Raw genomic sequence first — 22627 nt, 5'->3', positions numbered from 1 at the left:
TTCGTTACTGGATCGCTTCCGCCACGCCATCGTCGAGCAGGCGACGGGCGACGATCAGGCGCATGATTTCGTTGGTGCCCTCGAGGATCTGGTGTACGCGCAAATCACGCAGATAACGTTCCAGCGGGTATTCCCGGATGTAGCCGTAGCCGCCATGCAGTTGCAGCGCCTCGTTCACCACGTCGAAGCAGGCATCGGTGGCAAAACGTTTGGCCATGGCACAGTGCAGTGTTGCCTCGGGGTCGGCGCTGTCGAGCTTGAAAGCCCCCAAACGCACCATCTGGCGGGCCGCCACCAGATTGGTCGCCATGTCGGCAAGTTTGAACTGCAGGGCCTGGAACGCGGCCAGGGGTTTCCCGAACTGCTCCCGCTCGTGCATGTAGTTGCGGGCTCGCAGCAGCGCGGCCTGGGCGCCCCCAAGTGAACAGGTGGCGATGTTGAGCCGGCCGCCGTCCAGGCCTTTCATGGCAATGGCAAAGCCGTCGCCCTCTTCGCCCACACGATTGGACGCGGGGATGCGCACGTTCTCCAGACTGATCATACGGGTTGGCTGACTGCGCCACCCCATCTTCTCTTCGTTCTTGCCGTAGGTGATGCCCTCGGCATCGGCGGGAATCACGAATGTCGAAATTCCTTTGGCACCGCTGTCCGGCGCGCCGGTTCGGGCCATCAACACCAGGATATCGGTACTGCCCGCACCGGAAATGAATACCTTGCTGCCGGTAATCAGGTAACTGTCACCGTCTCGAACGGCCTTGGTGCGCAAGCTGGCCGCGTCAGAACCGGCACCGGGTTCAGTCAGGCAATAAGAGGCCAACCACTCGCCACTGGCGAGCTTCGGCACGATTTCCTGCTTCAGATCATCCGAGGCAAAACTGGCTACCATCCAGGTCGCCATATTGTGGATGGTCATGAAGGCTGCGGTGGACGGGCAGGCTGCGGCCAGCTCCTCGACAATCACCGAGGTGTCGAGACGGGACAAGCCCATGCCACCGAGGGATTCCGGTGTATACAGGCCCATGAAGCCCATTTCGCCGGCTTCCTTCATGACGTCGGTCGGGAAGATATGCTCGTCGTCCCACTTTGCCGCGTGCGGCGCCATGGATTTCTCCGCAAAGGCGCGTGCGGCCTCACGGAACGCCAGCTGGTCTTCGGTCAGATTAAAGTCCATTGAATCACTCCAGATCTAAGAGGTCGGGTTGCGGCGGGAAAAAGGGGGCCGGAAACAAGTTCCGGCCCAACGTACCCCACCTACAACACACTCAACGCAACTGGATAGAGAAGTTCGCCTCGGTGCTCGCCTCGCTGGAGAACCAGCGGGACGTAACCGTCTTGGTTTCGGTGTAAAAGCGCACGGCCTGCTTGCCGTATGCGTGCTGATCACCGTAGAAGGAGCCCTTCCAGCCGGTAAACGAGAAGAACGGCAGGGGTACCGGGATGGGCACGTTCACACCCACCTGGCCTACGTCGATCTCGTGCTGGAAGCGACGGGCGCAGCCACCGGAGGCGGTAAAGATGGAGGTACCGTTGCCGTAAGGGCTGTTGTTGATCAGCTCGATGGCGTCACCCAAGGTGTCGGTTTCCATGCAGCAGAGAACCGGGCCAAAAATCTCCTCGTTGTAGACGTCCATCTCGGTGGTCACGCCGGAGAACAGTGTCGGGCCTACCCAGTTGCCGTCCGGCAGACCGTCAACGGTGCAACCGCGGCCATCGAGCAGCAGGTTGGCGCCCTGCGCTTCACCGGTCGCAATCAGGGATTCAACACGGTCCTTGGCCTTGGCGCTGATGATCGGGCCGTAGCTGGCGCCGGAATCGTCCCAGGCACCCGGGCGAACCTTGGCCATGGCTTCCTTCAGTTCCGGAATCCACTGCTGGGCCTCGCCCACGAATACCGCCACGGAGATGGCCATGCAACGCTGGCCGGCCGCACCCACGGAGGCGCCTACCAGGGCATTGATCACTTGCTGCTTGTCGGCATCCGGCATGATGACCATGTGGTTCTTGGCGCCGGCGAAACTCTGTACACGCTTCATGTTGCGGGTACCGGTCTCATAGATGTAACGGCCAACCGGTACAGAACCGACGAAAGAGACCGCGCGAATGGCCGGATCGGTCAGCAGGGTATCAACCTGTTCCTTGCCACCGTGAACGACCTGCAGCACACCTTTCGGGGCACCGGCTTCTTCAAACAGCTCAGCCAGACGCATCGGCGTCAGCGGATCCTGCTCGGACGGCTTCAGGATGAAAGTGTTGCCGCAGGCGATCGCCATCGGGAACATCCACAGGGGAATCATGGCCGGGAAGTTAAACGGGGTGATACCCGCACACACGCCCAGCGGCTGGGTCCAGGAATGGGTGTCTACTCCCCTGGCTACGTTTTCGACGGTTTCGCCCATCATCAGCGAGGCTACGTTGGCGGCATGCTCGACCACCTCGATACCGCGCCAGACGTCACCCTTGGCATCTTCAAAGGTCTTGCCGGTTTCCTGGGACAGGATTTCGGCAATGTCGTCGTGATGTTCTTTCAGCAGTGCCTGGTAGCGCAGCATGACCCGGGCGCGCTCGGACACAGGTGTTTCTTTCCAGGTCTTGAATACTTCACCCGCGTATTTGATGGCCTGCTCCATTTCTGCGTGCGTGGTGCACGGAGCCTTGGCGATCACTTCGTTGGTGGCGGGGTCCGTGACGTCGATCCAGTCCTGGGTCTGGCTCTGGATGAATTCACCGGCAAGGTACAGAGGTACATTTTTCATAGCGAAATCCCTGTTTGTTGTTATGAGGGAAGTAAGCCGAAACCGGTGGGGTTCCGACCACGAATACAAAAAGACTAGCACGGGGTTCGCGGGAGGGTGATTGACTAAATTTCGCTCTTGATGGACTATCTTTCGATTACAGACAAAAACATCGGCAACGACAATGACACAGACCTCACAGTGGCCGGTACCGGAGGACAGCGTCCGCTATGTGGTACCGGCTCCGATTATCCGGCTGCTCTCCAGCCACCCACTGACCCGGGACCTGTACCCGCTGGCGTTCGGCCACTATCGCCGAGCCGCGGGACATCACATGCACCGGGAACACCACAGCGACAATCTTTTGATTTACTGCACTGAGGGCAAGGCGTTCCTGAATGTGCTGGGCGAACCCTACACAGTGGAGCCCGGCGATCTGCTGCTGTTACCGGCCGGCGCCCACCATCGCTATACCTCGGATCCGGATAACCCATGGACAATCCATTGGGTCCACTACACCGGTCCCCTCGCCGAGGAATTCCGCAACTACATGGGCTTTTCCGGCACCACACGGATTCGGCACCTGGGCCGCCAGCCCCGCCTGCTGGTGGACTTTAACGGCCTTCTGTCAGTGCGGCAGACCGGTTTCCGGGCCCGTGGCCTGATCCACGCCGCCAACCGTCTGCGCCAGCTGATGGCTGCCGTTCCGCTCAACGCGGACGAAACCAGCCACGAGCAAAAAGCGGAACTGGACACCATTCATAATTACATGCGGGAACATCTGGATGAGCGCATTGCCCTGGATGAGCTTGCCGATCTGGCCGGCTTGTCTCCGGCGCACTTCGCAACCCGCTACCGGCAGCAAACCGGCACCTCTCCCATACAGCACTTCCTGCATCTGAAGGTGGAGCGGGCTTGCCAGATGCTGGATACAACCGGGCTCAGTTTTGCCGACATAAGTCGCCGCCTCGGGTACGACGACGCTTACTACTTTTCGCGGTTATTCAAGAAGGTAATGGGGCAATCGCCACGGGACTACCGGCACACGGCCCGACACTGAACCGGGCGATTCGGGCCAGAGTCTGATCTGTCTACGACCGCGACTTTCGTTGGAAAAATTAAACGGATACCCTTGAGCGACATAACGCATAAGAAGAGTGAGCCTATGGCCGTATACACCATTGAAATCAAAGAAACATTTGAAGTCCCGCGCAGCAAGGTATTTGCCCTGTTTGCCGACCACCATCGTTTTGGCAAGTTGCTGGGAGCACCGGTCAAGCGCATCAAAGACAGCGATCAGGCTGATCCCAACGGTATCGGGTCCGTCCGCAAGATCGGTATCGGGCCGGTAGGCCTGAAAGAGACCGTGCTGAATTTCGAGCCGGATTCGCTGATCGAATACACCATCACCAGCATGAGCCCCATCAGGAACCACATCGGTCGAATCCTTTTCGAGGATACCCCCGAAGGTCATACCCGCATCCACTACACGATCAGCTTTGAAGATATCGTGCCGTTTACCGGAAAAGTAGTCAGCACCGCCCTTGAACAGGGCATTCGCCGTGGCATCAAACGCGTCCCCGAGCTGGCCTGACGGCCGGACGCAATACAAAACCTTACTTGATGAATATCAGATAATTGACCTGAGGCAATAGCTCGATTTGGTCAATTTTGTAATCTCCGCGCACTTTGCAATATCCGGCTATCGGGCCGGATATTCCATTTCCAGCGGGAGACCAAGCATGGCAGCAGAGCCGATAGTTCTGTTTGATAACGGGCACCACAAGTGCCTGATGTTCGATTCACTGGTAACCGGCGAGGGGGTACAGTCCAACCAGTTCCTGATCGTTGATGGCAAACATGAAGCCTTGATTGATCCGGGCGGGGATCTCACCTACACCCCCCTTTCCGTCGCTGCTTCGCGGTACATGAACATCCGCGACATGGATTATGTGTTTGCCTCGCACCAGGACCCGGACATCATCGGCGCCATTGACCGCTGGATTGTTCACACCCGGGCCAAGATTGTTACCTCCAGGCTGTGGGCGCGGTTCCTGCCTCACCTTGTGTCCGGTTACGTCACCAGTCAGCTCAGCGGGAGCGTCTACGACAGGATTGTGAGCGTGCCCGACGCCGGCGCTAATGTGAAATTCGGGGATTCCTACCTGCAGTGCCTGCCAGCCCATTTCATGCACTCAGTCGGCAACCTCCAGTTTTACGATCCGGTCGCAAAGATTCTGTTCTCCGGCGACCTGGGCGCATCACTCGGTGGCGAGGACGACCACCTGCCGGTGAAGGACTTCGACAAGCACATCCCCAGCATGATTGGCTTCCATCGGCGCTACATCGCCTCACAAAAGGTCTGTCGCCTCTGGGCGAACATGGTAAGAGACATGGACGTGGATATGATTGTGCCGCAGCATGGCAAACGTTTCGAAGGGCCGGCGATGGTAGAGCGGTTCCTGGACTGGGTCAGCAACATGGAGTGCGGGATTGATCTGATGACGCAGGAGCACTACCAGCGCCCCATCGACTACGTTTAATCAGGAAGGAACGGCCCCGGACGGCTGTTCCTTGATGCCGGCATGAGGAGATTCAAAGCGAACCTGACTGCCGGCGAAAGTGGGGGCGATCTTAGTATTCGTGATGAATGCGCCCCCGATGACCGGTCCGCCAGTCTTTCTTACCGTCCCTGCCATGCATTCCTCGATCATCCGGATACCCTGCCGCCGTGGAAGGCAGGTTCTCGATGTCCTCGATACTGCGCACCTCGCCGGTTGTCGTGGCATACCCCGAAACCCTCTGAGGCCCGGTTTCCACATAGTCAACCGAGGTCACGGCTCCCCGCTCCAGCATCACCCTACGACGCTCCTCAACGCTGGCCTGGCGGTTCTGCATCCCCATGTCAGAATACATCCCGGTTTGCTGGGCCATCATCATGCCCTGATGGTGACTCTTACGCTCCCAGTTATCCCCATAGGACGGCGCAACGAACAACGTCAAAGCCAGTGTTGCCGAACAAATCAATACCCGTTTCATTGAGATACCCTCCTTCTGAAGCCCGATATCCCCGGACTCAGGAACAGCATCATCGGATCAGCCAGATAAATCTGACTCCCAGCCAAGAATACGCGCCGGGTAGGGTTTAGAGGGTTAATTCGGCAATTCGTTACAACAATTTCACCGAAACTTCATCATGCGGACATCTTTCTCTGATCCACGCACCTGAACAGGCAAGTGGGCCGGCCGGCGCAATAGACAGGGCGGGGTCAAATAAGCCTGTTCCGTAGGGGCATAGTTGAGTAAAATCCGGCCCTTTCCCAAGAAATAGAGAGGCAGCGCAGATGGGCAGAGCCTACCAGAACCGCAAAGAATCCATGGCCAAGACGGCCGCAGCGAAAACCAAGGTCTACAGCAAGTATGGCCGTGAGATCTACATGGCGGCCAAATCCGGCGGTACGGACCCGGATGGCAACCTGTCCCTGCGTGGACTGATCGACCGCGCCAAGAAAGACCAGGTGCCGTCTCACGTTATCGAAAAAGCCATCGACAAGGCCAAGGGTGGCGCTGGCGAGGATTATTCCCCGGCCCGTTACGAAGGCTATGGCCCGGGCAACTGCATGGTGATCGTGGACTGCCTTACCGACAATCCGAACCGTACGTTTGGCGATGTGCGTCTTGCCTTCACCAAGACCAAATGCAAGATCGGCACGCCGGGGGCCGTGGCGCACATGTTCGACCACTGCGCCATTTTCGCATTCAAGCACGACGACGAAGAAGCCGTGCTGGAAGTCCTGATGGAAGCCGATGTCGACGTGACCGACATTGAGAACGAAGACGGACTGATTACCGTGTTCACCCCGAACACCGAGTACGCCAAGGCTCGCCAGGCTCTGGTCGATGCCTTCGAAGGCATTGATTTTGAGGCCGACGAAATCCAGTTCCTGCCGAAAACCACCACCCAGGTGGAAGGCGATGACATTCCCCTGTTCGAGAAGTTTCTCGACATGCTGAATGATCTGGATGACGTTCAGAACGTGTTTCACAACGCCGAACTGCCCGAGCCCGAGGAATCCGAGTGAGCCGACGGGCACGCGTAGTCATCCTCAAGACCGGAACCACCTACCCCACGATCAGGGAGACCTCCGGTGACTTCGAGGACTGGTTCGTTCGGGGGCTTTCCGACAATCTGGCGCTCACCGTCGTCAACGTCGAACGCGGGGACTCTCCCGGCGCCCCGGAAGACTGGGACGGCATTGTGATCACCGGCTCCCCGGCGATGGTCAGTGACCGCGCAGAGTGGAGCGAGGCCACGGCGCACTGGCTGGCCAGGGCTGTCGACAAAAAGGTTCCAGTGTTCGGCGTGTGCTACGGGCACCAACTGCTTGCCCATGCCCTGGGCGGGGACATCGGGTACCACCCGGAGGGTCGGGAAACCGGCACCTGGTCAATCGAGCTGCTGCCGGATGCCCAATCCGACCCACTGTTCGCAGACCTGCCAGACACCTTCAAGGCCCAGCTGACCCACAAGCAGTCGGTCCTCGGTCTGCCGCCTGGAGCCGTTCTGCTGGGCCGCAGCCGTTTCGAGCCCCACCAGGCGTTCCGGGTGGGCGAATGCGCCTGGGGCGTGCAGTTCCATCCGGAATTCACGGACGCCATCATGAAGGCCTATCTGAACGTGCAGGCGCCGGAACTGACCACCGAGAACCTTGACCCGGAGGCGCTCCTTGCGGCCGTCGAGCCGGCTCCGGTGGCCTCCACCCTGCTGCAGCGTTTCTCCGATCTGGTGTTGGAAAATGTGAACTGAACGCGCCCCCGCGTTCAGTCCAGAATGTAGGCCGTTTTCTCCAGCGCGTTCTCTTCTTCGTCAATAAAGCGAAACTCGTTCCAGCCGACCCGCACCATATCGTTGCTGTTCAGCCGCTGACGGCTCTCGATTCGGATGTCGTTGACGAAGGTGCCATTGGTGCTGTCGCTGTCAGTGATGTAGTAGTCAACGGTATCTTCGAGGTAGGCATTGGGGACAGCCTCGATGACTGCGTGGTGTCCACTCACGGAAATCTCGTCGATCTGGATATCATTGTCGGCGCGCCGGCCAATCCGGGTCTGGGGTTGGCTCAGCTCAAACGTGTTGACGACCACGTTGTCTACCAGCTGTGAAAACGATGCCATGTCAGGTTCCTCTGCTTAATTCAGGGTCATTAAAACTACAGACACGTTGTCCGATGCCTGATTGTCCAGGGCGGTTTCAATCAATGTCTCCACGGCGCATTCCGTGCTGCGTGCATCCTTGATAAGGTTTTCCCAGTCCGCCTGCGGGACGGAATTGGTGAGGCCATCCGAGCACAGCAGCAGGTGATCACCTGGTTGGAGCGAATGGCTGGCGTAGCTGGTTTCCAGCGGATCCATCGCCCCCACGGCCCGGGTCAGTACGTTGCGGAACGGGACGTTATGCGCATCCGCCTCGGTGATGCTGCCATCTTCAAGCATGTTTTGGACCACGGTGTCGTCCCGGGTCAGGCAGCGGGCCTGCCCGTTCCTAACGAGGTAACAGCGCGAATCCCCCACGTGAGCCACATGCGCGGTATTGTCCTCAACCCACGCCACCACCAGGGTGGTTCCCATCTTGTCCAACTGGGGGTCAGTCCCCCGACGGACCTGAATCCGGTCATTGGCGAGCGCAAGCGCGGCATTGAGACTCTCAGGTGATGCCATCTCACCGGCAAACAATCTCGGCATGAGCGCTTCCATGACGGAATCGGCGGCCAGTCGACTGGCAATCTCGCCGCCCTGGTACCCGCCCATGCCATCGGCAACCAGCATCAGCGCCGCATCGCCATCGTCACGGACCTGCCAGGCCACCACGTCCTGATTGCTCTCCCGGACCGCTCCGGTATGGCTTCGTCCGGCGAGGTGAAGACTCATCAGGAAACCTCCTTCGCTTCCCTGACCGCCAACCGCCGGACGGCTTCGGCCATGGTGGCCGCAGAGGCAAAACGCTTGTCCGGCTCGCGCTGGATTGCCTTGTTGATCAGCCTCACCAGGCCATTGGGAAGATCGGCATTGAATTCACGTACGCTCCGCGGACGCTTGTTGAGAATCTGGTAGGTCAGGTTTGCGAGCGTATCCCCCTGGTAGGGTGTCTCGCCGCTTACCAATTTGTACAGGGTGACACCGAGACTGTAGATATCCGAGGCACCGGTGACCTTCTGGCCCTTGAGCTGCTCCGGCGACATGTAGAGCGGGCTGCCCATCACGCTTCCGGTGCGGGTTCGGGAATCATCGGAAATCTTGGCAATGCCAAAATCAGTAATCTTGATGGCGCCGTCGTCCGGATTGTAGATGATATTCCCGGGCTTGATATCCCGGTGCACAATCTTCTGGCTGTGGGCATAAGCCAGCGCATCCGCCACCTGGGCAATGATATCGAGCACCGTGGGCAGTGGCAGTAACCGGCCCGGCTTGCCAAATTCACTCAGGGACCGGCCCTGGGCATAATCCATGGCGATGTAGGCGAGATCCGCCTCTTCGCCCACGTCATACACGGTCACGATGGCCGGATGATTGAGCCGACCGGCGGCTTCGGCCTCCCGGAAGAATCGGTCTTTGAGCTCCGCGAGATGGCCGTCATCGAATGCCTGGTAACTCAGAGTCTTGATGGCAACGGTCCGGGCAATCTTGGGGTCTTTGCCGAGGTAGACCACGCCCATGGCGCCCCGCCCGATCTCCCGTTCAATCTCGTACCGGCCGAGGGTCGGACGGCTCAGGGACTGGGCCGGCATCAGCAAGGTGCGGGTACTGTCGAATCCGCCGGTTTGCATGGACGTTGTTTCCGGCGACATTTTTTCCAGTGCCGACAACCGCTCAGCGGCGTCCCGGAAGTTCTTCCGGTTGTCCAGAATACGCCGGTAAGTCTGAACCGCTTTCTCGTATTGGCGCTTACGCTCCTGCTGAATGGCAATTTCATACCGTACCTCCAGCGCATCGTCACAAACCGGGCACGCCATCAGTGCGTCGAGGGCCTCGTCAGTGTGCCCCTGTTGCAGCAGCAGCCTGGAAAGACGCACACGGGCTTCCCGTACGTTGGCTGCCAGCGCGCGAATCTCACGATCCGGCTGAAGCCAGAACAGCATCGCCACAAACCCGGCAACCAGCAGGGTAATGACCTCGCCCAGCGGTAACCAGTCGCTCTGATAGAAGGTCAGCGCCGCCTGCAGAACAACCAGGGAACCTCCCAACAGGAGTGTTACCGGGAGCGCCACGGCGGCACCCATCCTGGGAATAGCCAGCACCAGATAGAGTGCCGAGACAACCAGGCCGACACGAATGGCCATATCGGACCAGGCCGGCTCGGACAGACCCCGCACCGCCAGGGTCGATTGCAGCGCATCGGCAGGAACCGGAACCGACAGGTTTCCGGATTCCGGGGCCCCCAATAAACCGAGCAGGACTCGGTCGGCCCAGCTCAGGAACGCAAAGTGATCACCGGCGAGGGCAAACACCACCGCCGCAACGACCACCACCAGTCTCAGACTGAAAAGGTGCGAGAACAGAAAGAAGAGTGAGTTCACAGGCAACGTTATTCTAAATGATTGATCTGGCTAGTTTAGAAACAGCCGCCTCCGGGCGATACCCGCAAAGAAGTGTTTTTTGTAAGTGTTTGTTTACCTGCGAGGGAGCTCACGTATAGTAGCCCGAGCATTAAAAAGGACGGTGGACCCACAGACATGACATTGAAGTTGCTGATTGCCCTGTTTTTCCTCCTACTGGGCGGACTTGGCCTCTATCACACCAACAAAACACTGCCCGCCGGCATCAGTTACCGGGGCACCGTCTCGACGCTGCAAGACCCGATTCTGCTGACCGATGTCACCCGCCATCACGTCGACGGCACGGAAACCCGGGATCAGGAGATTTTTGACGAGGTTCTGCGCCTGATCGGTGGCGCCGAAAAGTTCATCCTGCTGGACATGTTTCTATACAACAGCACCAAACCGGAGGACGTAACTCACCGTCCCCTGGCACTGCAACTGACGGACGCCCTCATTGCCCGCAAACGGGCACGGCCGGAGATCGAGATGGTCGTCATTTCCGATCCGCTCAACACCATGTACGGTGGCTCCCGATCGCCTTTGTTCGAAACCCTGCGCCAAGCCGGCATTCAAGTTGTCGAGACCAGCCTGTCGCCGATGCGGGACAGCAACCCGGCCTGGTCGTCCATTTGGCGGCTTTGCTGCCAGTGGCTGGGCAACGATCCTGACGGGGGCTGGATGTCAAACGCCCTGGGCGATCGCAAGGTTACCCTACGCAGCTATCTGGCATTGCTGAATTTCAAGGCCAATCACCGCAAACTGCTGGTGGTGGACCAGGGACCCGAGTTACGGGGACTGGTTACGTCGGCCAATCCCCACGACGGCAGCAGTCGGCACAGCAACATCGGCCTGAGTTTCACCGGGGACGCCGTCGCCGATCTCCTGAGAAGTGAACGGGCGGTACTGGCCATGTCCGGCGCCGGTACCTCCTCAGTCGATCGTTGGATTGCGATCGCCGAGGGCCTTGAGGCGCCGGCAGAAGACAGCAGTCCTGGCGCCAGGGCTTCGGGCAGCGTGATGGTGCTCACCGAATCGGCCATTCGTGCCACGGCGCTGGATATGATTGACCGTGCCGACTCGGGCGACCGTCTGGATCTGGCAATGTTTTATCTTTCCCATCGCGGAATCGTTGAGAGCCTGCTGGCGGCCCACAGTCGAGGCGCCCGGCTGCGGGTGTTGCTGGACCCCAATAACGAAGCCTTCGGGCACGCCAAAAGCGGCATTCCCAACCGGCAGGTGGCCATGGAACTTCACCGGGCGGGGGTGTCCGTGCGCTGGTGCAATACCAGGGGCGAGCAGTGCCACAGCAAGCTACTGATGTTACGACCTGAACAGGGCGACATCGAGATTCTGCTGGGCTCCGCCAACTTTACCCGCCGTAATCTGGATGACCTCAACCTGGAAACCAGTGTGTGGCTGGCGCAATCGCAAAACGCACCTCCTGCTCGCAAGGTGATTCATCTTTTCAACGAGCAGTGGCGGCTCGGCCCCGGCAATGACCCGGTCATGAGCCTGCCCTACGAGGCATGGGCGGACGAATCCGGAATTCGCTACTGGCGTTATCGCATTATGGAATTTACCGGGCTTTCAACGTTCTGATATGCAACAAATGAAAATATTGTATGTTGAACAGCCATCTATGTCTGGTCTATGGTCATAACACATAACCAGAAGCAGGAGCCCAAGATGTCCGGTATCAGAAAACACCTGAGATACGTTTCGTTTTTCATGGCCTTGATGATCAGCTTGGGGTCAGTCTGGTCTTCTACCGCCTCCGCCGCCATGGTCGGCACCGGCGAGATGATCAGTGGCCAGGAAATCCAGTTGGATCGCCAGCAACTGACGGATATGCTGGAAACCCAGGAAGTGCAGGACAAACTGGCCGAAATGGGTGTCAGTGACGATCAGGTCCGTGACCGGATCCAGAATCTGACGCCACAGGAACTGGCGGATTTCGAGCAGCAACTCGCAGAAGCACCCGCCGGGCAGGACGTGGTTGGCATCATTGTGCTGTTCCTGCTGGTATTCATCGTTACCGACATGCTGTGTGCAACGAACATCTTCCCGTTCATCAACTGCATTCGGTAAGTGCCCTTTACTATCCCTCCCAAGCCGGCCGGCGGCCTGATCAGTCTTCTACTGGTCCTGCTGCTGGCCGGCTGCGCTTCCGCTCCAAAGTGGCCCTCTGCCCCCCCTGACAACAAGTCCCTGCTGACACGCACGGTTCTGAAGGATGTGCCTTTCTACCCCCAGGAACGCTATCAGTGTGGCCCGGCCTCGCTGGCGATGATGCTGAACAGTCAGGGTCTGGACACCGATCCGGAACTCTTGCGCGATCTGGTTTACATCCCCGGCCGGGAAGGTTCCTTGCAGGTGGAAATGGTGGCTGCCGGGCGTGCTCACAACATGCTGGTTTACCCCCTGGATGGCAGCCTGGAAAGCCTGCTCGAGGAAGTTTCAGCGGGCAATCCGGTGCTGGTGATGCAGAACCTGCTGTTCAACTGGTGGCCGCAGTGGCATTTCGCTGTGGTGATCGGCTTCGATCCGCAGAAGCAGACCATCATCCTGCACACCGATACCCGGGAACGTCATGAAACCACTGTGGAAGTTTTCGTAAACACCTGGTCCCGATCCGACAACTGGGCCGCCGTAATGCTGCCACCCGACCGGATCCCCGCGAGCGCCGAGGCATTAACCTACCTTGCCTCAGCCAACGATCTTGAAACCACAGGGCGAACCAACGCGGCCATGACGGCCTACCAGACTGCAGAACGGCAGTGGCCGGATCAGCCGGCCGCCATTCTGGGCCAGGGCAACATTGCCTACACCCGCCAGAACCTTCAGGAAGCGACCAACCACTTTTCCCGCCTGGTCGCCCGGTTCCCCAGCGAGGCCGTCGGCTGGAACAACCTGGCCCACACGCTGGGTGAAACGGGATGCGTCGAAGAGGCCAAACAGGCCCAACGCTGTGCCTCAGCCCTGGCACCCGAGCGGTTCGGAGCTCAAATCGAACCAGGCAAGGCTGATCAGAGCCCGGCAAGCTGCCCCACCCTGGTGTGCCCTGCCCTCACTGAGCCTCGGCAGTAACCGGTTTCCGGAACAGTGCCACGTCTTTTCGGGGCACTGTCAGTTCCCAGCCCAGCCGTTCGGCAATAACCGATAGCGTCTGCTCCCGGTAAAACACCACATGGGTTGGGTCCCGACGGTAATGCCAGCTTGCAAACCGGGCGTCGTCGGTCTGGAAACAGGTCATGATGCCGAGCCATCCGCCGGGCTTCAGCAGCCGATCCAGTTGCCGGAACACCTTCCACGGATGGTGCAGGTGCTCGACCACCTCGGTGCAGGTCAGAAAATCATAGCGTTGATCGAGCGCATCCGCGTTGGGGTAAAAAAACGGATCATAAATGCCCATATCCATACCCGCTTCAGTCAGCATCGCGGCAAGCTCGGGGCCAGGTCCGCATCCGAAATCCAGCCCGGAAAGCCCGGGCTCGAGCCGCTCCAGAAGCGGCTCCGCCAGCTTGGTCAGAAACCGGCGATAACCGGGATCCCCGGACTCGTTTTCGTGGTGTTCGTAGATCGCCTTTTCCTCGGCTTCCGTCAGCCGACTGGATTCCGACATCACCGTCGCTTCGCAGGCGGGGCAACGCAAGTAGTGCTGCGCCCTGACCGTCTGAAAATCCACCAGCTGCCCCTGCTCGCACACCGGGCATTTCATAGCGTTCGGACACTGGGGCTAGCTGACTCCTGAAGCCCCGCAGCCGCCTGGACCGCATGGTCCAACTCGGTTTCCGGCAACTCCGCGGCACTGATGACCTCAATCCGGGACAGATCGCGGGGTTCACTATCCATCATCGACAATGAACCATCCACCATGTTGAGCGTGCGCCAACCGTCCAGGCAGTGAATAACCGCCTTGAACCTCTCAAACCGGCTGTCCATGGCCAAAGCCATGAGTCGCTGCTCATCGAACCGGAGTTCCGGATGGATCCGCCAGCCCAGGCTGACGTACCCCTGCCCCTCGTTTCGGACCCGTTGCCAGGGCTCTTCCTGAATGTCGGGCACGGGCGCAACGCTTTTCTGTTGGTGATGATGATGGGCGTGGGGCGTCGTTACTGTGGGCAAATCGGTCTGGCCATCCAGCCACTCGGGGCTCAGCCGGCCCTGACTGGTCCGGAAAACGGCCTGCTTTGGGGACGCCAGGGCGGCAGCCCAACGCTCGAAGGCGCCAATCTGCTCCGGCGAGGCCAGATCAGTTTTATTGGCGACGAGAATGTCGGCGGCCGCCACCTGATCACGGAATTGCACATTCTCAAGAACCCGAGGGTCCTCAAGCTTGCGTGGATCAACCAGCGTGATGACCGGCCCGAGCTCAAGCACCGTGGCGTAATGCTCGTCGGTCAGGATCTGGAGGATCTGTGACGGATGCCCCAACCCCGTCGGCTCGATAATCAGACGATCAGGCCTGGCCTGCCTGATCAGCTGATTGAGACCAACCTGCATGGGCAAGCCGGCCACGCAGCACATGCAACCGCCGGGTATTTCCTTGATGACGGCACCCTCCGACTGCAGCATCGCGCCGTCAATGCCGACTTCACCAAATTCGTTGACCAGCACGGCCCACACCTCGCTTTCGGGCTTGGCTTTCAGCAGGTCCAGAATTGCCGTGGTTTTGCCGACCCCCAGGAAACCGAGGATCAGATTGGTAGGAATGGATTTTTTCATGAAAGGTATCGCGGCCTTATCGATTCTTCTGTGTTAACAAACGGTCCAGCCGGAGCCGCTCACGATCATCGAACAGCCGTCGACTGCCCCAGGACACGGCCATAAGCGTTCCGAAACCGGTACCGACGGTTATCGTGAGCATCACCAGGATCTGGTATTTCACCGCCACCGCCGGCGGGCTGCCCGCCAATATCTGGCCGGTCATCATGCCCGGCAGGCTGACGATCCCGGCGGCGGCCATCGCGTTGATGGACGGCATCATACCGCTTCGCATGGCGTGCCTGCGGATGTCTTCAAGGGCCTCACGCCAGGGCTCGCCAAGCATCAGGCGGTTCTCGATGATCGTGCGCTGGCTCCAGACCGATTCGTTCAGACGGTCCAGGCTCAGGGCCACACCGGTCATGGTGTTACCCAGCATCATGCCCAGCAATGGAATGGCATATTGTGGCGCGTACCAGGGCTCGGGACCAATGACGACCACCAGTGTCAGCACTGTCACCGTAAATGAGGAGACAAACATGGCACCGGTGCCGATGCCGAAGGACCAGAACCCCCGCAACCGGCGCTGCTGGCGCGCCATGACTTCCCGGCCGGCCACCAGCAGCATAACGGTGGCCATCAGGGCTACCCAGTAAAACTCAGACGACGCGAACAGTGCTTCCAGCACCAACCCGATCAGCGCAAGCTGGATGACCGTGCGCGTAGCGGCAATGAGCAGACTGCGGGCAACGCCAAGCCGGCTTGCCAGGCTGACACCTGCCAACACCAGAATGAGCGCGGCGGCCAGCGCCAGCTTCCACCAGGCGAGATCAATGACTTCCATGCATCAGCTCCAGCGTATGGCCCCGAATGCAGTAATGCCTGCCGGACACCCGTTCAATCTGGGCGATATCGTGGGCAACCCAGATCACCGGCAGGTCCCGTTTCCGGATTTCCTCAACCAGCCAGTCTTCGACCTGACGGGTCATGGCGTCATCCAGGTTCGCGGTGGGTTCGTCCAGCAGCAAGACTCTGGGATTCCGGGCCAGAGCCCGCAAGACAGCCAGACGCTGTCGCTCCCCCGACGACAACCGGTTCACGGCCCAATCCATCACCTCAGGCGGGAATCCGAGCGCGCCGGGAACGTCCCGGGCATCCGGGCCAAAATGTGAACCCACGTCCTCGAACCACCACTGACTGTCCGCCGGCACCAGCATCACCTGCTGGCGCCAGACATGCCCGGGCACCGCCTCCTGGGAGGTATCATCCAGCCGCACCTTACCCTCGTGGGGGTCCAGGTCTGCTACAGCCCGAAGCAGGCGACTCTTGCCGCTGCCAGAGGGCCCGGACACACAGACGATGTCACCGCCGTGAAGCGAGAGATCCACTCCCTCTAGCGATCCCACGGAGAGCTTTTCCAGGGTCAACGTCGTCACTTTTCTCTCCGAACGGCTCAGGGTTGCTCATTCTTGTTGAGAAACATCTGAATCAGGCGATCCGACAGAAAGACATGGGCAAAAGCCGGATACGGCAGGTAATGCGACAGCAGCGTTGCGGCTGTCAGGGCATCGAAGCCGGTATCCAGGAAAACCCAGGCGCCAAACGCCAGGAACAAAGCCCCCAGAAAACCGCCATAAATCCAGAGCGCCCGTGACCGCTCTTCCGGCAGGGGTTCCCGCTTCAGGGCGCGAGCAATGGAGAACCCCATATAGGCCGCAATCAGAACGGCAATCAGGACAGACGGCAAGACGCCGGTGAATCCAAGAAGAAAACGGCACAGGTAGTTCGCCAGGAAAAACAGGATAATACCGGTGACCGAGACAATCGTGATGCGTGTCTTTTCCATAAAGACCTTATTGTTGTGGGTGTATGCATTCGAGCCATGAAGTGAATAAGCCCAAATCATGGCAGAGCAGCTGGGAAAGCACCAGCACAGAGGCTGTAAGCCCGATACACCCCTGCTATCATGTGCCCACTCAGCCACCGACCGGACCACAGATGACCACCAGTTCCTCCACCCGTCTGAACAAATACATCAGCGAAAGCGGACTCTGCTCGCGGCGGGAGGCCGACCGTTACATCGAACAGGGCAACGTCTACATCAACGGTAAACGCGCCACGGTGGGTGATCAGGTGTTGCCCACCGATACGGTTAAGGTCAACGGCCAGGTGATTGAGCCCAGGGCGGAAGAAGATCTGGTGTTCATTGCCGTCAACAAGCCGGTCGGCATCGTCAGCACCACGGACACCGCCGAGAAGCAGAATATCCAGCGGTTTGTCGGTCACAGTGAACGGATATTCCCCATTGGCCGGCTGGACAAGGACTCCCAGGGGCTGATCTTCATGACCAGCAACGGTGACCTGGTGAACAAGATTCTCCGGGCCGGGAACAACCACGAGAAGGAATACCTGGTCACCGTCGACAAGCCCATCACCAAAGACTTTATCAAGGGCATGGCCAGCGGCGTACCGATCCTCGGCACCGTTACCAAGCCGTGCAAGGTCCAGCAGGAATCCCGGTTCGTGTTTCGGATCATCCTGGTTCAGGGCCTGAATCGCCAGATCCGCCGGATGTGCGAACACTTCGGCTACGACGTCACCAAGCTTGAACGCATCCGCATCATGAACATCAGCCTGGGCGGCTTGCCGGTCGGCCAGTGGCGGGATCTCACGAGCAAGGAGCTGGCAGTGCTGTTCGATGCCATCAAGGATTCCTCATCGGAAGCCCCGGCGGGAACACGGAAACAGCCCCGTCCTGCCAAACCAGGCAGCCGTCCCGGTGGCAAGGGCTCCGGCAACAAGGCGCGAAAGCCCGGCACTGGCAACAAGCCGGTCGGGAAATCCCCGGGCAAACCGCCAGGGCGCTCGAAAGGCACGCCTCCGATCAGCCGCAAACCCAAAAAACAGCGACAGCGCAGCCCCAAGCGCTAGGGCTCGTTCAGTCGTGCAAGGGCTCTCGCTCTACTGGGCGAGCTTTGAGAGTGGGAAACGTTCGACCACGGTGTAGACTGAACCCGCGCCACCCTGGGTACTTTCCAGCAGGACAATCTCATCAACCGGGAGCCTGCCAAAACAGTCCTCACTGTGTTCCGCCAGTAATCCGGTCACCGAACCCCGCTGTTTCCTGAACCGTGCCAGGGTAATGTGGGGCCGGAACGGTCGCTTCTCAAAATGGAAACCGAGACGCCCCAACCGCTCTTTCAGGGTGGCATTAACCGCCGTCACCGGCCCCTCGGGACTGACCCCGGCCCACAGGTTGCGCGGTGTTTGCGGTTGGCCGAAACACCCCACACCCCTCACCTCCAGCTCGAACCGGGCCAGCGGCAGCTCCCGCAGAGCCAGGCTAAGTTCCGGAAGCGTCTCCACGTCGACATTGCCGAGAAACAGCAGCGTCAGGTGCAGCTGCCCGGCACTCTGCCATTTGGCACCGGCAACCGGAGCCCTCACCTGCAGTAGTCTGTTTTTGACCGGCGCCGGAATTTCCAGGGCGAAGAACAGCCGCGGCATTGCCCTAATCCTCGTAAATCATCTTGCGGACCATGCCTCCGTCGACGACGAAGTTCTGGCCGGTAATGAAGCCGGCTTTCGGCGATATCAGATAACCCACCAATGATGCGATGTCATCAGGCACACCGACCCGGCCGGCCGGATGTTGAGCGTGATCCGATTTGGCCAGCGGCGGAACGCCTTCGGCGCTGCCCTGGTGGGCCCGGGTATCTATCCAGCCGGGACTGATGCAATTCACCCTGATCTCCGGGCCAAGGCTCATGGCGAGGGCGTGAGTCAGAGCGACAATACCGCCCTTGGTGGCCGCATAGGCTTCGGTCTCCGGTTCGGACTGCAGGGCTCGGGTGGAGGCCATGTTCACGATGGCACCGCGAGATTTTCTCAGGTGCGGAACCGCGTGCTTGGTCACCAAAAACGGGCCGGTGAGATTCACATCCAGCCGACGCTGCCAGTGTTCAAGGCTCAGTGCTTCGACAGGACCGGTTTCAGGATCGGCGATACCGGCGTTGTTGATGACGGCATTCAGGTGACCGCCCCAGGACAGGGTTTCCTCAAGCAGCCGCTCGACATCGGATTCGCTGGCCACATCGCCGGCAACAAACTTCAGCTGCCCCTGGCCATCTTGTTCCAATTGTTTACCGACAGCGTCGTCGAGATCGCTGAAAACCACGTTCCAGCCTTTGCTGGCCAGATGCTGGACAATACCCCGGCCAATGCCCTTCGCACCGCCGGTTACCAACGCAACTCGTTCATCAGGATTCACGGCGGCCTCCAGTCACGGAATCATCATTCTATCGTCGCGGCCTAGTCGACGCGTTTGAGGGTTACATCGATGTTGCCACGGGTGGCATTGGAGTATGGGCAGACCTTGTGCGCTTCATCAATCAGCTGCTTGGCCTGGACATCGTCCATACCGGGCAGACTGATGCCCAGCTCTACCTCGATTCCAAACCCGCCCGGGATCTGCCCGATACCGACCGTGCCTTCAATCGAGGCATCTTCCGGCATGTCGAGCTTGTCACGGCCGGCCACAAACTTCATGGCGCCGATAAAACAGGCGGAATAACCCGCGGCAAACAACTGCTCAGGGTTAGTGCCTTTGCCACCGGCACCGCCGAGCTCCTTCGGCGTGGTCAGCTCGACATCCAGTACACCGTCGGAGGAAATGGCACGGCCATCACGACCGCCGGTGGCTTCTGCAGAGGCACGGTAAGCTACCTGTTCAATTGACATTACATTCTCCTTCTCTTCTTCGATAGTGGACCCTGAGGTTGTTGAATCAGTACCTCAGGGCGTCCCCGGGGTGGAGCGTTTTCCCCGCCAAGGCGGGGACTGAAACGGAAAGGCTATTTTTCGGCAGGCGTAGGACGCACCAGAATCTCGTTCACATCAACATGGGCAGGCTGGGACACCGCGTACATCACCGCATTGGCAATGTCCTCCGGCTTCAGCGCATGTTCCGGGCGCTCATCAAAGAACGGCGTGTCCACCATACCCGGCTCAATCAAGGTGACGCGGATTCCGGAACCCCGAAGCTCTTCGCGAACGCCATAACCGATAGCGGATACCGCCCACTTGGTCGCACTGTACATGGAGCCCGGAATCGTTACCCGACCGGCGGCGGAGCCGGTCAGCAGCAGATGCCCCTTACTCTCCCGGAGTGCCGGCAGGCAGTGCTGCACCGTCAGACCCACACCATAGATGTTGGTCAGGATCATGTCTTTCCAGACTTCCGGATCGGCTTTGCTGAACCCGCCAGGTTCACCACCGCGACCCGCATTGGCAAAAACCGCATCAATCTGTCCGAAGGTCGACCGTGCCTTTTCGACCATCGCCTTCTGGTGATCGCCATCCTGAACATCACACTGGACCGTCAGAACGTTTGAGTCGCCCCCCAGCTCCCGGGCCAGCCCGGTAAGTTTTTCCTCGGAACGCGCCGCCAGGACCAGTCGATAACCCTGTTCGGCGGCCGCTCTCGCAGTGGCCGCGCCAATACCGGAAGACGCGCCTGTAATTAGCATAACCGGCTGATTTGCCATAATTAGGCTCTCCAAAGGTGTAAAAGGTAAAGGTAACTACGATTCGGACGATGCAGCCGATCAACGGACCCTTGCCCACAGACTCAGGCCGCCTTGACACTTAGTAGAGATTGATCAGAAACACTGCGACGATGGCGAGTGCCAGCAGGAACCAGCGGGCGTAAAAATCCGGCTTGTCGTCGCCGCCATCAGCCGCGACGGTCGCATGACCACCCGCCTCGTATTCGCGGACCAGCTCTCTGGCCCGGTACAGATCTTCGTCCTCAACATGGACATTGCTGAAGCCGGCTGCACCGATTTCTCCCATGGCGCCCTGCAGGTAGTGCCCACCCACATGGGCTTCAATGCCGTTGGCGTTGAGCAATCCCGCAACGATGTGTGCCTCGGTGATGTCTCGGGCCCGATAGGCTATTTGCATCGCCCCGCTCCTTCTGTGATCTTTGAGGGCAGCACCCGCCGTAATCAACGGGTATCATTTAAAGCATAGTTCGCCCCTTTGTCCGGGGCCACTCTGATACGGACGCCCCATGCTCTGGATTCTTCTGGCTATCGTTGCACTGATTATCGTCGTTACTCTCGTGCTGTTCCGGGTCGAAGATTTATCCCACCTCGACAATCACGACCACCCGGTCCGGGACGGAGTTCCGAGCGACGCTCACCAGGAAGTGCTTGGCCGCATCCGTGAACTCGGGCAAAGCTCCCGTGGGCTCCGGGGCAAGGCACGCCTGACCGCGTTGCGGGAACACATGGACGGCCTGAGCGAGGGCCTGGACCTGAAATCCGAGTTTCGTGCCTGCGACAGCCCCAGGGGGGAATGGGTGATTGCACCGGGCGTCGACACCCGTCGACGCGTCCTGTACATCCACGGCGGCGCTTGGGCTGCCGGCAGCCCCAGGAGCCATCGAGCGATCACCGATCAATTCTCCCACCTGGCCAACGCGGCGGTATTTGCCGTGGATTACCGGCTGATGCCAGAGAATCGTTACATGGACGGTGTCCGGGATTGCCGGAAAGCCTATGCCTGGCTGCTAAAACACGGGCCGGACGGCCCCGGGGAGGCTTCCTTCGTGGTCATTGCCGGTGATTCCGCAGGCGGCAGCCACGCGCTCGGACTGCTGGCCTGGGTCCGTGACAATGGACTTCGCCAGGCCGATGCCGCGGTGGCCCTGTCGCCATCCACCGACCTGACCCTGACAGCCCCCAGCAACCGGGATAACATCCGAACCGATCCGCTGCTCGGGCCGGCCTTCGGGGGGCTCTCAAAAATCCCCTTACCGGTCATCTGGTGGGCAACCCTCGCCGCGTTTCGGGTGTCCCCGGCCAGTGCCGTCGCGTCCCCGGTACGGGGTGATCTGCGCAATCTTCCGCCGACCCTGATTCACGCCAGCGATACCGAAATGCTACTGGACAACGCCCGCCGGTATACCGCCAAGGCCCGGGCCGAAGGCTCACCGGTGGAGCTGCACACCTGGGCCGGCATGGTCCATGTGTGGCACATTTTCGTGTCACTGCTGCCCGAGGCGGACGAAGCGTTCGAAGATATTGGCGAGTTCTTGCAGAGGGTCGAAGCCGGCGGTGACGAGGCAAAGGCCGTTCAAACCTGAACCTTGCCCCGAAGCGCCTTGGTCTTGCCCTTCTGGGTCTTGCGGTCCACCCGCTTGCGCTGAGCAGAGCGGGACGGCTTGGTAGGCCGGCGGGCCTTGCGTGGCTTGACCGCTTCCAGTATCAGGTCCTTCAGACGTTTCAGGGCGTCTTCCTTGTTCAGCTCCAATGTCCGGAAGGATTGTGCTTTGATAATAAGGATGCCGTCCTTGCTGATACGCTGGTCATTCAGCGCCATCAGGCGCTCCTTGTAGAACGGAGGCAGGCTCGAGTGCAGGATATCGAATCTCAGATGAACGGCCGAGGCGACCTTGTTCACGTTCTGGCCGCCGGCTCCCTGGGCCCGGATCTGGGTGATGTCGATCTCCCAGTCGGCAAGTTCAACAGCATTGGATAGTTTCAGCATTTGACAAGGGTAACAAATCCCGAGGCGTCAGGCCTCGAAAACCCG

General features: G+C 59.6%; 27 protein-coding genes. 10 read left to right on the top strand and 17 right to left on the bottom strand.

Features of this window, described 5'->3' with window-relative positions; all coding sequences use genetic code 11:
• Positions 1-4: 4 nt before the first annotated feature.
• Both KZO34_RS14685 and KZO34_RS14680 read right to left on the bottom strand, forming a co-directional pair.
• Positions 5-1171: an acyl-CoA dehydrogenase family protein gene (locus tag KZO34_RS14685; RefSeq protein WP_219477597.1), complete on the bottom strand. Its 1167-nt coding sequence runs from the start codon at positions 1169-1171 to the stop codon at positions 5-7.
• A 91-nt stretch (positions 1172-1262) separates the two neighbouring features.
• Complete coding sequence (locus KZO34_RS14680; RefSeq protein ID WP_219477596.1) at positions 1263-2753, bottom strand: CoA-acylating methylmalonate-semialdehyde dehydrogenase; 1491 nt, start codon at positions 2751-2753, stop codon at positions 1263-1265.
• Positions 2754-2916: 163 nt separating this feature from the next.
• Between KZO34_RS14680 and KZO34_RS14675 the strand changes: the two genes are divergently transcribed.
• The 3 genes from KZO34_RS14675 (at position 2917) to KZO34_RS14665 (ending at position 5275) form a co-directional block, all read left to right on the top strand.
• Positions 2917-3792 (top strand): AraC family transcriptional regulator, encoded by an 876-nt coding sequence (locus tag KZO34_RS14675; RefSeq protein ID WP_219477595.1) that lies wholly within the window; start codon positions 2917-2919, stop codon positions 3790-3792.
• Positions 3793-3897: 105 nt separating this feature from the next.
• Positions 3898-4326, top strand: coding sequence for an SRPBCC family protein (locus KZO34_RS14670; protein WP_219477594.1), 429 nt, complete (start codon positions 3898-3900; stop codon positions 4324-4326).
• Positions 4327-4474: 148 nt separating this feature from the next.
• Positions 4475-5275, top strand: coding sequence for an oxygen-binding di-iron domain-containing protein (locus KZO34_RS14665; RefSeq protein WP_219477593.1), 801 nt, complete (start codon positions 4475-4477; stop codon positions 5273-5275).
• Between the two features lie 91 nt (positions 5276-5366).
• On the opposite strand, the gene KZO34_RS14660 is transcribed toward KZO34_RS14665, so the two are convergent.
• The gene (locus tag KZO34_RS14660) at positions 5367-5771 is read right to left on the bottom strand and encodes a hypothetical protein (protein ID WP_219477592.1); all 405 of its coding nucleotides are present in this window, start codon (positions 5769-5771) and stop codon (positions 5367-5369) included.
• A gap of 305 nt (positions 5772-6076) precedes the next feature.
• Between KZO34_RS14660 and KZO34_RS14655 the strand changes: the two genes are divergently transcribed.
• Together KZO34_RS14655 and KZO34_RS14650 are read left to right on the top strand one after the other, a co-directional pair.
• A complete protein-coding gene (locus KZO34_RS14655; protein WP_219477591.1) occupies positions 6077-6814 on the top strand; it encodes a YebC/PmpR family DNA-binding transcriptional regulator in 738 nt (245 codons plus the stop codon).
• On the top strand, positions 6811-7539 hold the full coding sequence (locus tag KZO34_RS14650; RefSeq protein ID WP_308318827.1) for a glutamine amidotransferase: 729 nt from the start codon (positions 6811-6813) through the stop codon (positions 7537-7539). The genes KZO34_RS14655 and KZO34_RS14650 overlap by 4 nt, the downstream gene beginning before the upstream one ends.
• A gap of 14 nt (positions 7540-7553) precedes the next feature.
• Here KZO34_RS14650 and KZO34_RS14645 read toward each other — a convergent pair whose 3' ends face one another.
• From KZO34_RS14645 to KZO34_RS14635, 3 genes are read right to left on the bottom strand one after another with little or no spacing between them, the layout of a single operon-like run.
• Complete coding sequence (locus KZO34_RS14645; protein ID WP_219477590.1) at positions 7554-7904, bottom strand: FHA domain-containing protein; 351 nt, start codon at positions 7902-7904, stop codon at positions 7554-7556.
• 15 nt (positions 7905-7919) lie between these two features.
• Positions 7920-8657, bottom strand: a complete 738-nt coding sequence (locus tag KZO34_RS14640; RefSeq protein ID WP_219477589.1) for a Stp1/IreP family PP2C-type Ser/Thr phosphatase — start codon at positions 8655-8657, stop codon at positions 7920-7922.
• Entirely contained in the window at positions 8657-10303 is a 1647-nt protein-coding gene (locus KZO34_RS14635; protein WP_219477588.1) for a serine/threonine-protein kinase, read from the bottom strand. The genes KZO34_RS14640 and KZO34_RS14635 overlap by 1 nt, the downstream gene beginning before the upstream one ends.
• A gap of 156 nt (positions 10304-10459) precedes the next feature.
• On the opposite strand from KZO34_RS14635, the gene KZO34_RS14630 reads away from it, so the two are divergent.
• The 3 genes from KZO34_RS14630 (at position 10460) to KZO34_RS14620 (ending at position 13411) form a co-directional block, all read left to right on the top strand.
• The gene (locus tag KZO34_RS14630) at positions 10460-11923 is read left to right on the top strand and encodes a phospholipase D-like domain-containing protein (RefSeq protein ID WP_219477587.1); all 1464 of its coding nucleotides are present in this window, start codon (positions 10460-10462) and stop codon (positions 11921-11923) included.
• Between the two features lie 129 nt (positions 11924-12052).
• The gene (locus KZO34_RS14625; protein WP_257900460.1) at positions 12053-12412 is read left to right on the top strand and encodes a PA2779 family protein; all 360 of its coding nucleotides are present in this window, start codon (positions 12053-12055) and stop codon (positions 12410-12412) included.
• Positions 12413-13411, top strand: a complete 999-nt coding sequence (locus KZO34_RS14620) for a PA2778 family cysteine peptidase (RefSeq protein WP_308318826.1) — start codon at positions 12413-12415, stop codon at positions 13409-13411.
• Here KZO34_RS14620 and KZO34_RS14615 read toward each other — a convergent pair.
• From KZO34_RS14615 to KZO34_RS14595, 5 genes are read right to left on the bottom strand one after another with little or no spacing between them, the layout of a single operon-like run.
• Positions 13392-14042 (bottom strand): class I SAM-dependent methyltransferase, encoded by a 651-nt coding sequence (locus KZO34_RS14615; RefSeq protein WP_219477585.1) that lies wholly within the window; start codon positions 14040-14042, stop codon positions 13392-13394. The genes KZO34_RS14620 and KZO34_RS14615 overlap by 20 nt on opposite strands.
• Positions 14039-15049: a CobW family GTP-binding protein gene (locus KZO34_RS14610; protein ID WP_219477584.1), complete on the bottom strand. Its 1011-nt coding sequence runs from the start codon at positions 15047-15049 to the stop codon at positions 14039-14041. The genes KZO34_RS14615 and KZO34_RS14610 overlap by 4 nt, the downstream gene beginning before the upstream one ends.
• A gap of 16 nt (positions 15050-15065) precedes the next feature.
• On the bottom strand, positions 15066-15872 hold the full coding sequence (locus tag KZO34_RS14605) for an ABC transporter permease (RefSeq protein WP_219477583.1): 807 nt from the start codon (positions 15870-15872) through the stop codon (positions 15066-15068).
• Positions 15859-16464, bottom strand: coding sequence for an ABC transporter ATP-binding protein (locus KZO34_RS14600; protein ID WP_219477582.1), 606 nt, complete (start codon positions 16462-16464; stop codon positions 15859-15861). The genes KZO34_RS14605 and KZO34_RS14600 overlap by 14 nt, the downstream gene beginning before the upstream one ends.
• Positions 16465-16481: 17 nt before the next feature.
• Positions 16482-16874 carry a hypothetical protein gene (locus KZO34_RS14595; RefSeq protein WP_219477581.1) on the bottom strand — a complete coding sequence of 131 codons (393 nt, stop codon included), beginning with the start codon at positions 16872-16874 and terminating at the stop codon, positions 16482-16484.
• A gap of 152 nt (positions 16875-17026) precedes the next feature.
• Here KZO34_RS14595 and rluF point away from each other — a divergent pair, with 152 nt between their 5' ends.
• A complete protein-coding gene (gene rluF, locus KZO34_RS14590) occupies positions 17027-17959 on the top strand; it encodes a 23S rRNA pseudouridine(2604) synthase RluF (protein ID WP_219477580.1) in 933 nt (310 codons plus the stop codon).
• Positions 17960-17989: 30 nt separating this feature from the next.
• Here rluF and thpR read toward each other — a convergent pair whose 3' ends face one another.
• The 5 genes from thpR to KZO34_RS14565 form a co-directional block, all read right to left on the bottom strand.
• The gene (gene thpR / locus KZO34_RS14585; RefSeq protein ID WP_219477579.1) at positions 17990-18535 is read right to left on the bottom strand and encodes an RNA 2',3'-cyclic phosphodiesterase; all 546 of its coding nucleotides are present in this window, start codon (positions 18533-18535) and stop codon (positions 17990-17992) included.
• A 4-nt stretch (positions 18536-18539) separates the two neighbouring features.
• Complete coding sequence (locus tag KZO34_RS14580; protein WP_219477578.1) at positions 18540-19298, bottom strand: SDR family oxidoreductase; 759 nt, start codon at positions 19296-19298, stop codon at positions 18540-18542.
• 41 nt (positions 19299-19339) lie between these two features.
• Entirely contained in the window at positions 19340-19768 is a 429-nt protein-coding gene (locus KZO34_RS14575) for an organic hydroperoxide resistance protein (RefSeq protein ID WP_219477577.1), read from the bottom strand.
• A 113-nt stretch (positions 19769-19881) separates the two neighbouring features.
• On the bottom strand, positions 19882-20574 hold the full coding sequence (locus KZO34_RS14570; protein WP_219477576.1) for an SDR family oxidoreductase: 693 nt from the start codon (positions 20572-20574) through the stop codon (positions 19882-19884).
• Between the two features lie 100 nt (positions 20575-20674).
• Positions 20675-20992 (bottom strand): putative signal transducing protein, encoded by a 318-nt coding sequence (locus KZO34_RS14565; protein WP_219477575.1) that lies wholly within the window; start codon positions 20990-20992, stop codon positions 20675-20677.
• 109 nt (positions 20993-21101) lie between these two features.
• On the opposite strand from KZO34_RS14565, the gene KZO34_RS14560 reads away from it, so the two are divergent.
• The gene (locus KZO34_RS14560) at positions 21102-22178 is read left to right on the top strand and encodes an alpha/beta hydrolase (protein ID WP_219477574.1); all 1077 of its coding nucleotides are present in this window, start codon (positions 21102-21104) and stop codon (positions 22176-22178) included.
• Here KZO34_RS14560 and arfB read toward each other — a convergent pair.
• A complete protein-coding gene (gene arfB / locus KZO34_RS14555) occupies positions 22169-22582 on the bottom strand; it encodes an alternative ribosome rescue aminoacyl-tRNA hydrolase ArfB (RefSeq protein ID WP_219477573.1) in 414 nt (137 codons plus the stop codon). The genes KZO34_RS14560 and arfB overlap by 10 nt on opposite strands.
• Positions 22583-22627: the final 45 nt, after the last annotated feature.

The sequence above is a fragment of the Marinobacter sp. F4206 genome (assembly GCF_019392195.1).
GTDB lineage: Bacteria > Pseudomonadota > Gammaproteobacteria > Pseudomonadales > Oleiphilaceae > Marinobacter.
The sequence above is the reverse complement of the archived record's forward strand: the minus strand, read 5'-3'. Positions and strand labels throughout refer to the sequence as shown.

Bases quoted from the DNA above. Each gene is read 5' to 3' on its own strand.
- KZO34_RS14685 (WP_219477597.1), bottom strand. From the start codon at position 1,171: ATGGACTTTAATCTGACCGAAGACCAGCTGGCGTTCCGTGAGGCCGCA.
- KZO34_RS14680 (WP_219477596.1), bottom strand. From the start codon at position 2,753: ATGAAAAATGTACCTCTGTACCTTGCCGGTGAATTCATCCAGAGCCAG.
- KZO34_RS14675 (WP_219477595.1), top strand. From the start codon at position 2,917: ATGACACAGACCTCACAGTGGCCGGTACCGGAGGACAGCGTCCGCTAT.
- KZO34_RS14670 (WP_219477594.1), top strand. From the start codon at position 3,898: ATGGCCGTATACACCATTGAAATCAAAGAAACATTTGAAGTCCCGCGC.
- KZO34_RS14665 (WP_219477593.1), top strand. From the start codon at position 4,475: ATGGCAGCAGAGCCGATAGTTCTGTTTGATAACGGGCACCACAAGTGC.
- KZO34_RS14660 (WP_219477592.1), bottom strand. From the start codon at position 5,771: ATGAAACGGGTATTGATTTGTTCGGCAACACTGGCTTTGACGTTGTTC.
- KZO34_RS14655 (WP_219477591.1), top strand. From the start codon at position 6,077: ATGGGCAGAGCCTACCAGAACCGCAAAGAATCCATGGCCAAGACGGCC.
- KZO34_RS14645 (WP_219477590.1), bottom strand. From the start codon at position 7,904: ATGGCATCGTTTTCACAGCTGGTAGACAACGTGGTCGTCAACACGTTT.
- KZO34_RS14640 (WP_219477589.1), bottom strand. From the start codon at position 8,657: ATGAGTCTTCACCTCGCCGGACGAAGCCATACCGGAGCGGTCCGGGAG.
- KZO34_RS14630 (WP_219477587.1), top strand. From the start codon at position 10,460: ATGACATTGAAGTTGCTGATTGCCCTGTTTTTCCTCCTACTGGGCGGA.
- KZO34_RS14625 (WP_257900460.1), top strand. From the start codon at position 12,053: ATGGCCTTGATGATCAGCTTGGGGTCAGTCTGGTCTTCTACCGCCTCC.
- KZO34_RS14615 (WP_219477585.1), bottom strand. From the start codon at position 14,042: ATGAAATGCCCGGTGTGCGAGCAGGGGCAGCTGGTGGATTTTCAGACG.
- KZO34_RS14610 (WP_219477584.1), bottom strand. From the start codon at position 15,049: ATGAAAAAATCCATTCCTACCAATCTGATCCTCGGTTTCCTGGGGGTC.
- KZO34_RS14605 (WP_219477583.1), bottom strand. From the start codon at position 15,872: ATGGAAGTCATTGATCTCGCCTGGTGGAAGCTGGCGCTGGCCGCCGCG.
- KZO34_RS14595 (WP_219477581.1), bottom strand. From the start codon at position 16,874: ATGGAAAAGACACGCATCACGATTGTCTCGGTCACCGGTATTATCCTG.
- rluF (WP_219477580.1), top strand. From the start codon at position 17,027: ATGACCACCAGTTCCTCCACCCGTCTGAACAAATACATCAGCGAAAGC.
- thpR (WP_219477579.1), bottom strand. From the start codon at position 18,535: ATGCCGCGGCTGTTCTTCGCCCTGGAAATTCCGGCGCCGGTCAAAAAC.
- KZO34_RS14575 (WP_219477577.1), bottom strand. From the start codon at position 19,768: ATGTCAATTGAACAGGTAGCTTACCGTGCCTCTGCAGAAGCCACCGGC.
- KZO34_RS14570 (WP_219477576.1), bottom strand. From the start codon at position 20,574: ATGGCAAATCAGCCGGTTATGCTAATTACAGGCGCGTCTTCCGGTATT.
- KZO34_RS14565 (WP_219477575.1), bottom strand. From the start codon at position 20,992: ATGCAAATAGCCTATCGGGCCCGAGACATCACCGAGGCACACATCGTT.
- KZO34_RS14560 (WP_219477574.1), top strand. From the start codon at position 21,102: ATGCTCTGGATTCTTCTGGCTATCGTTGCACTGATTATCGTCGTTACT.
- arfB (WP_219477573.1), bottom strand. From the start codon at position 22,582: ATGCTGAAACTATCCAATGCTGTTGAACTTGCCGACTGGGAGATCGAC.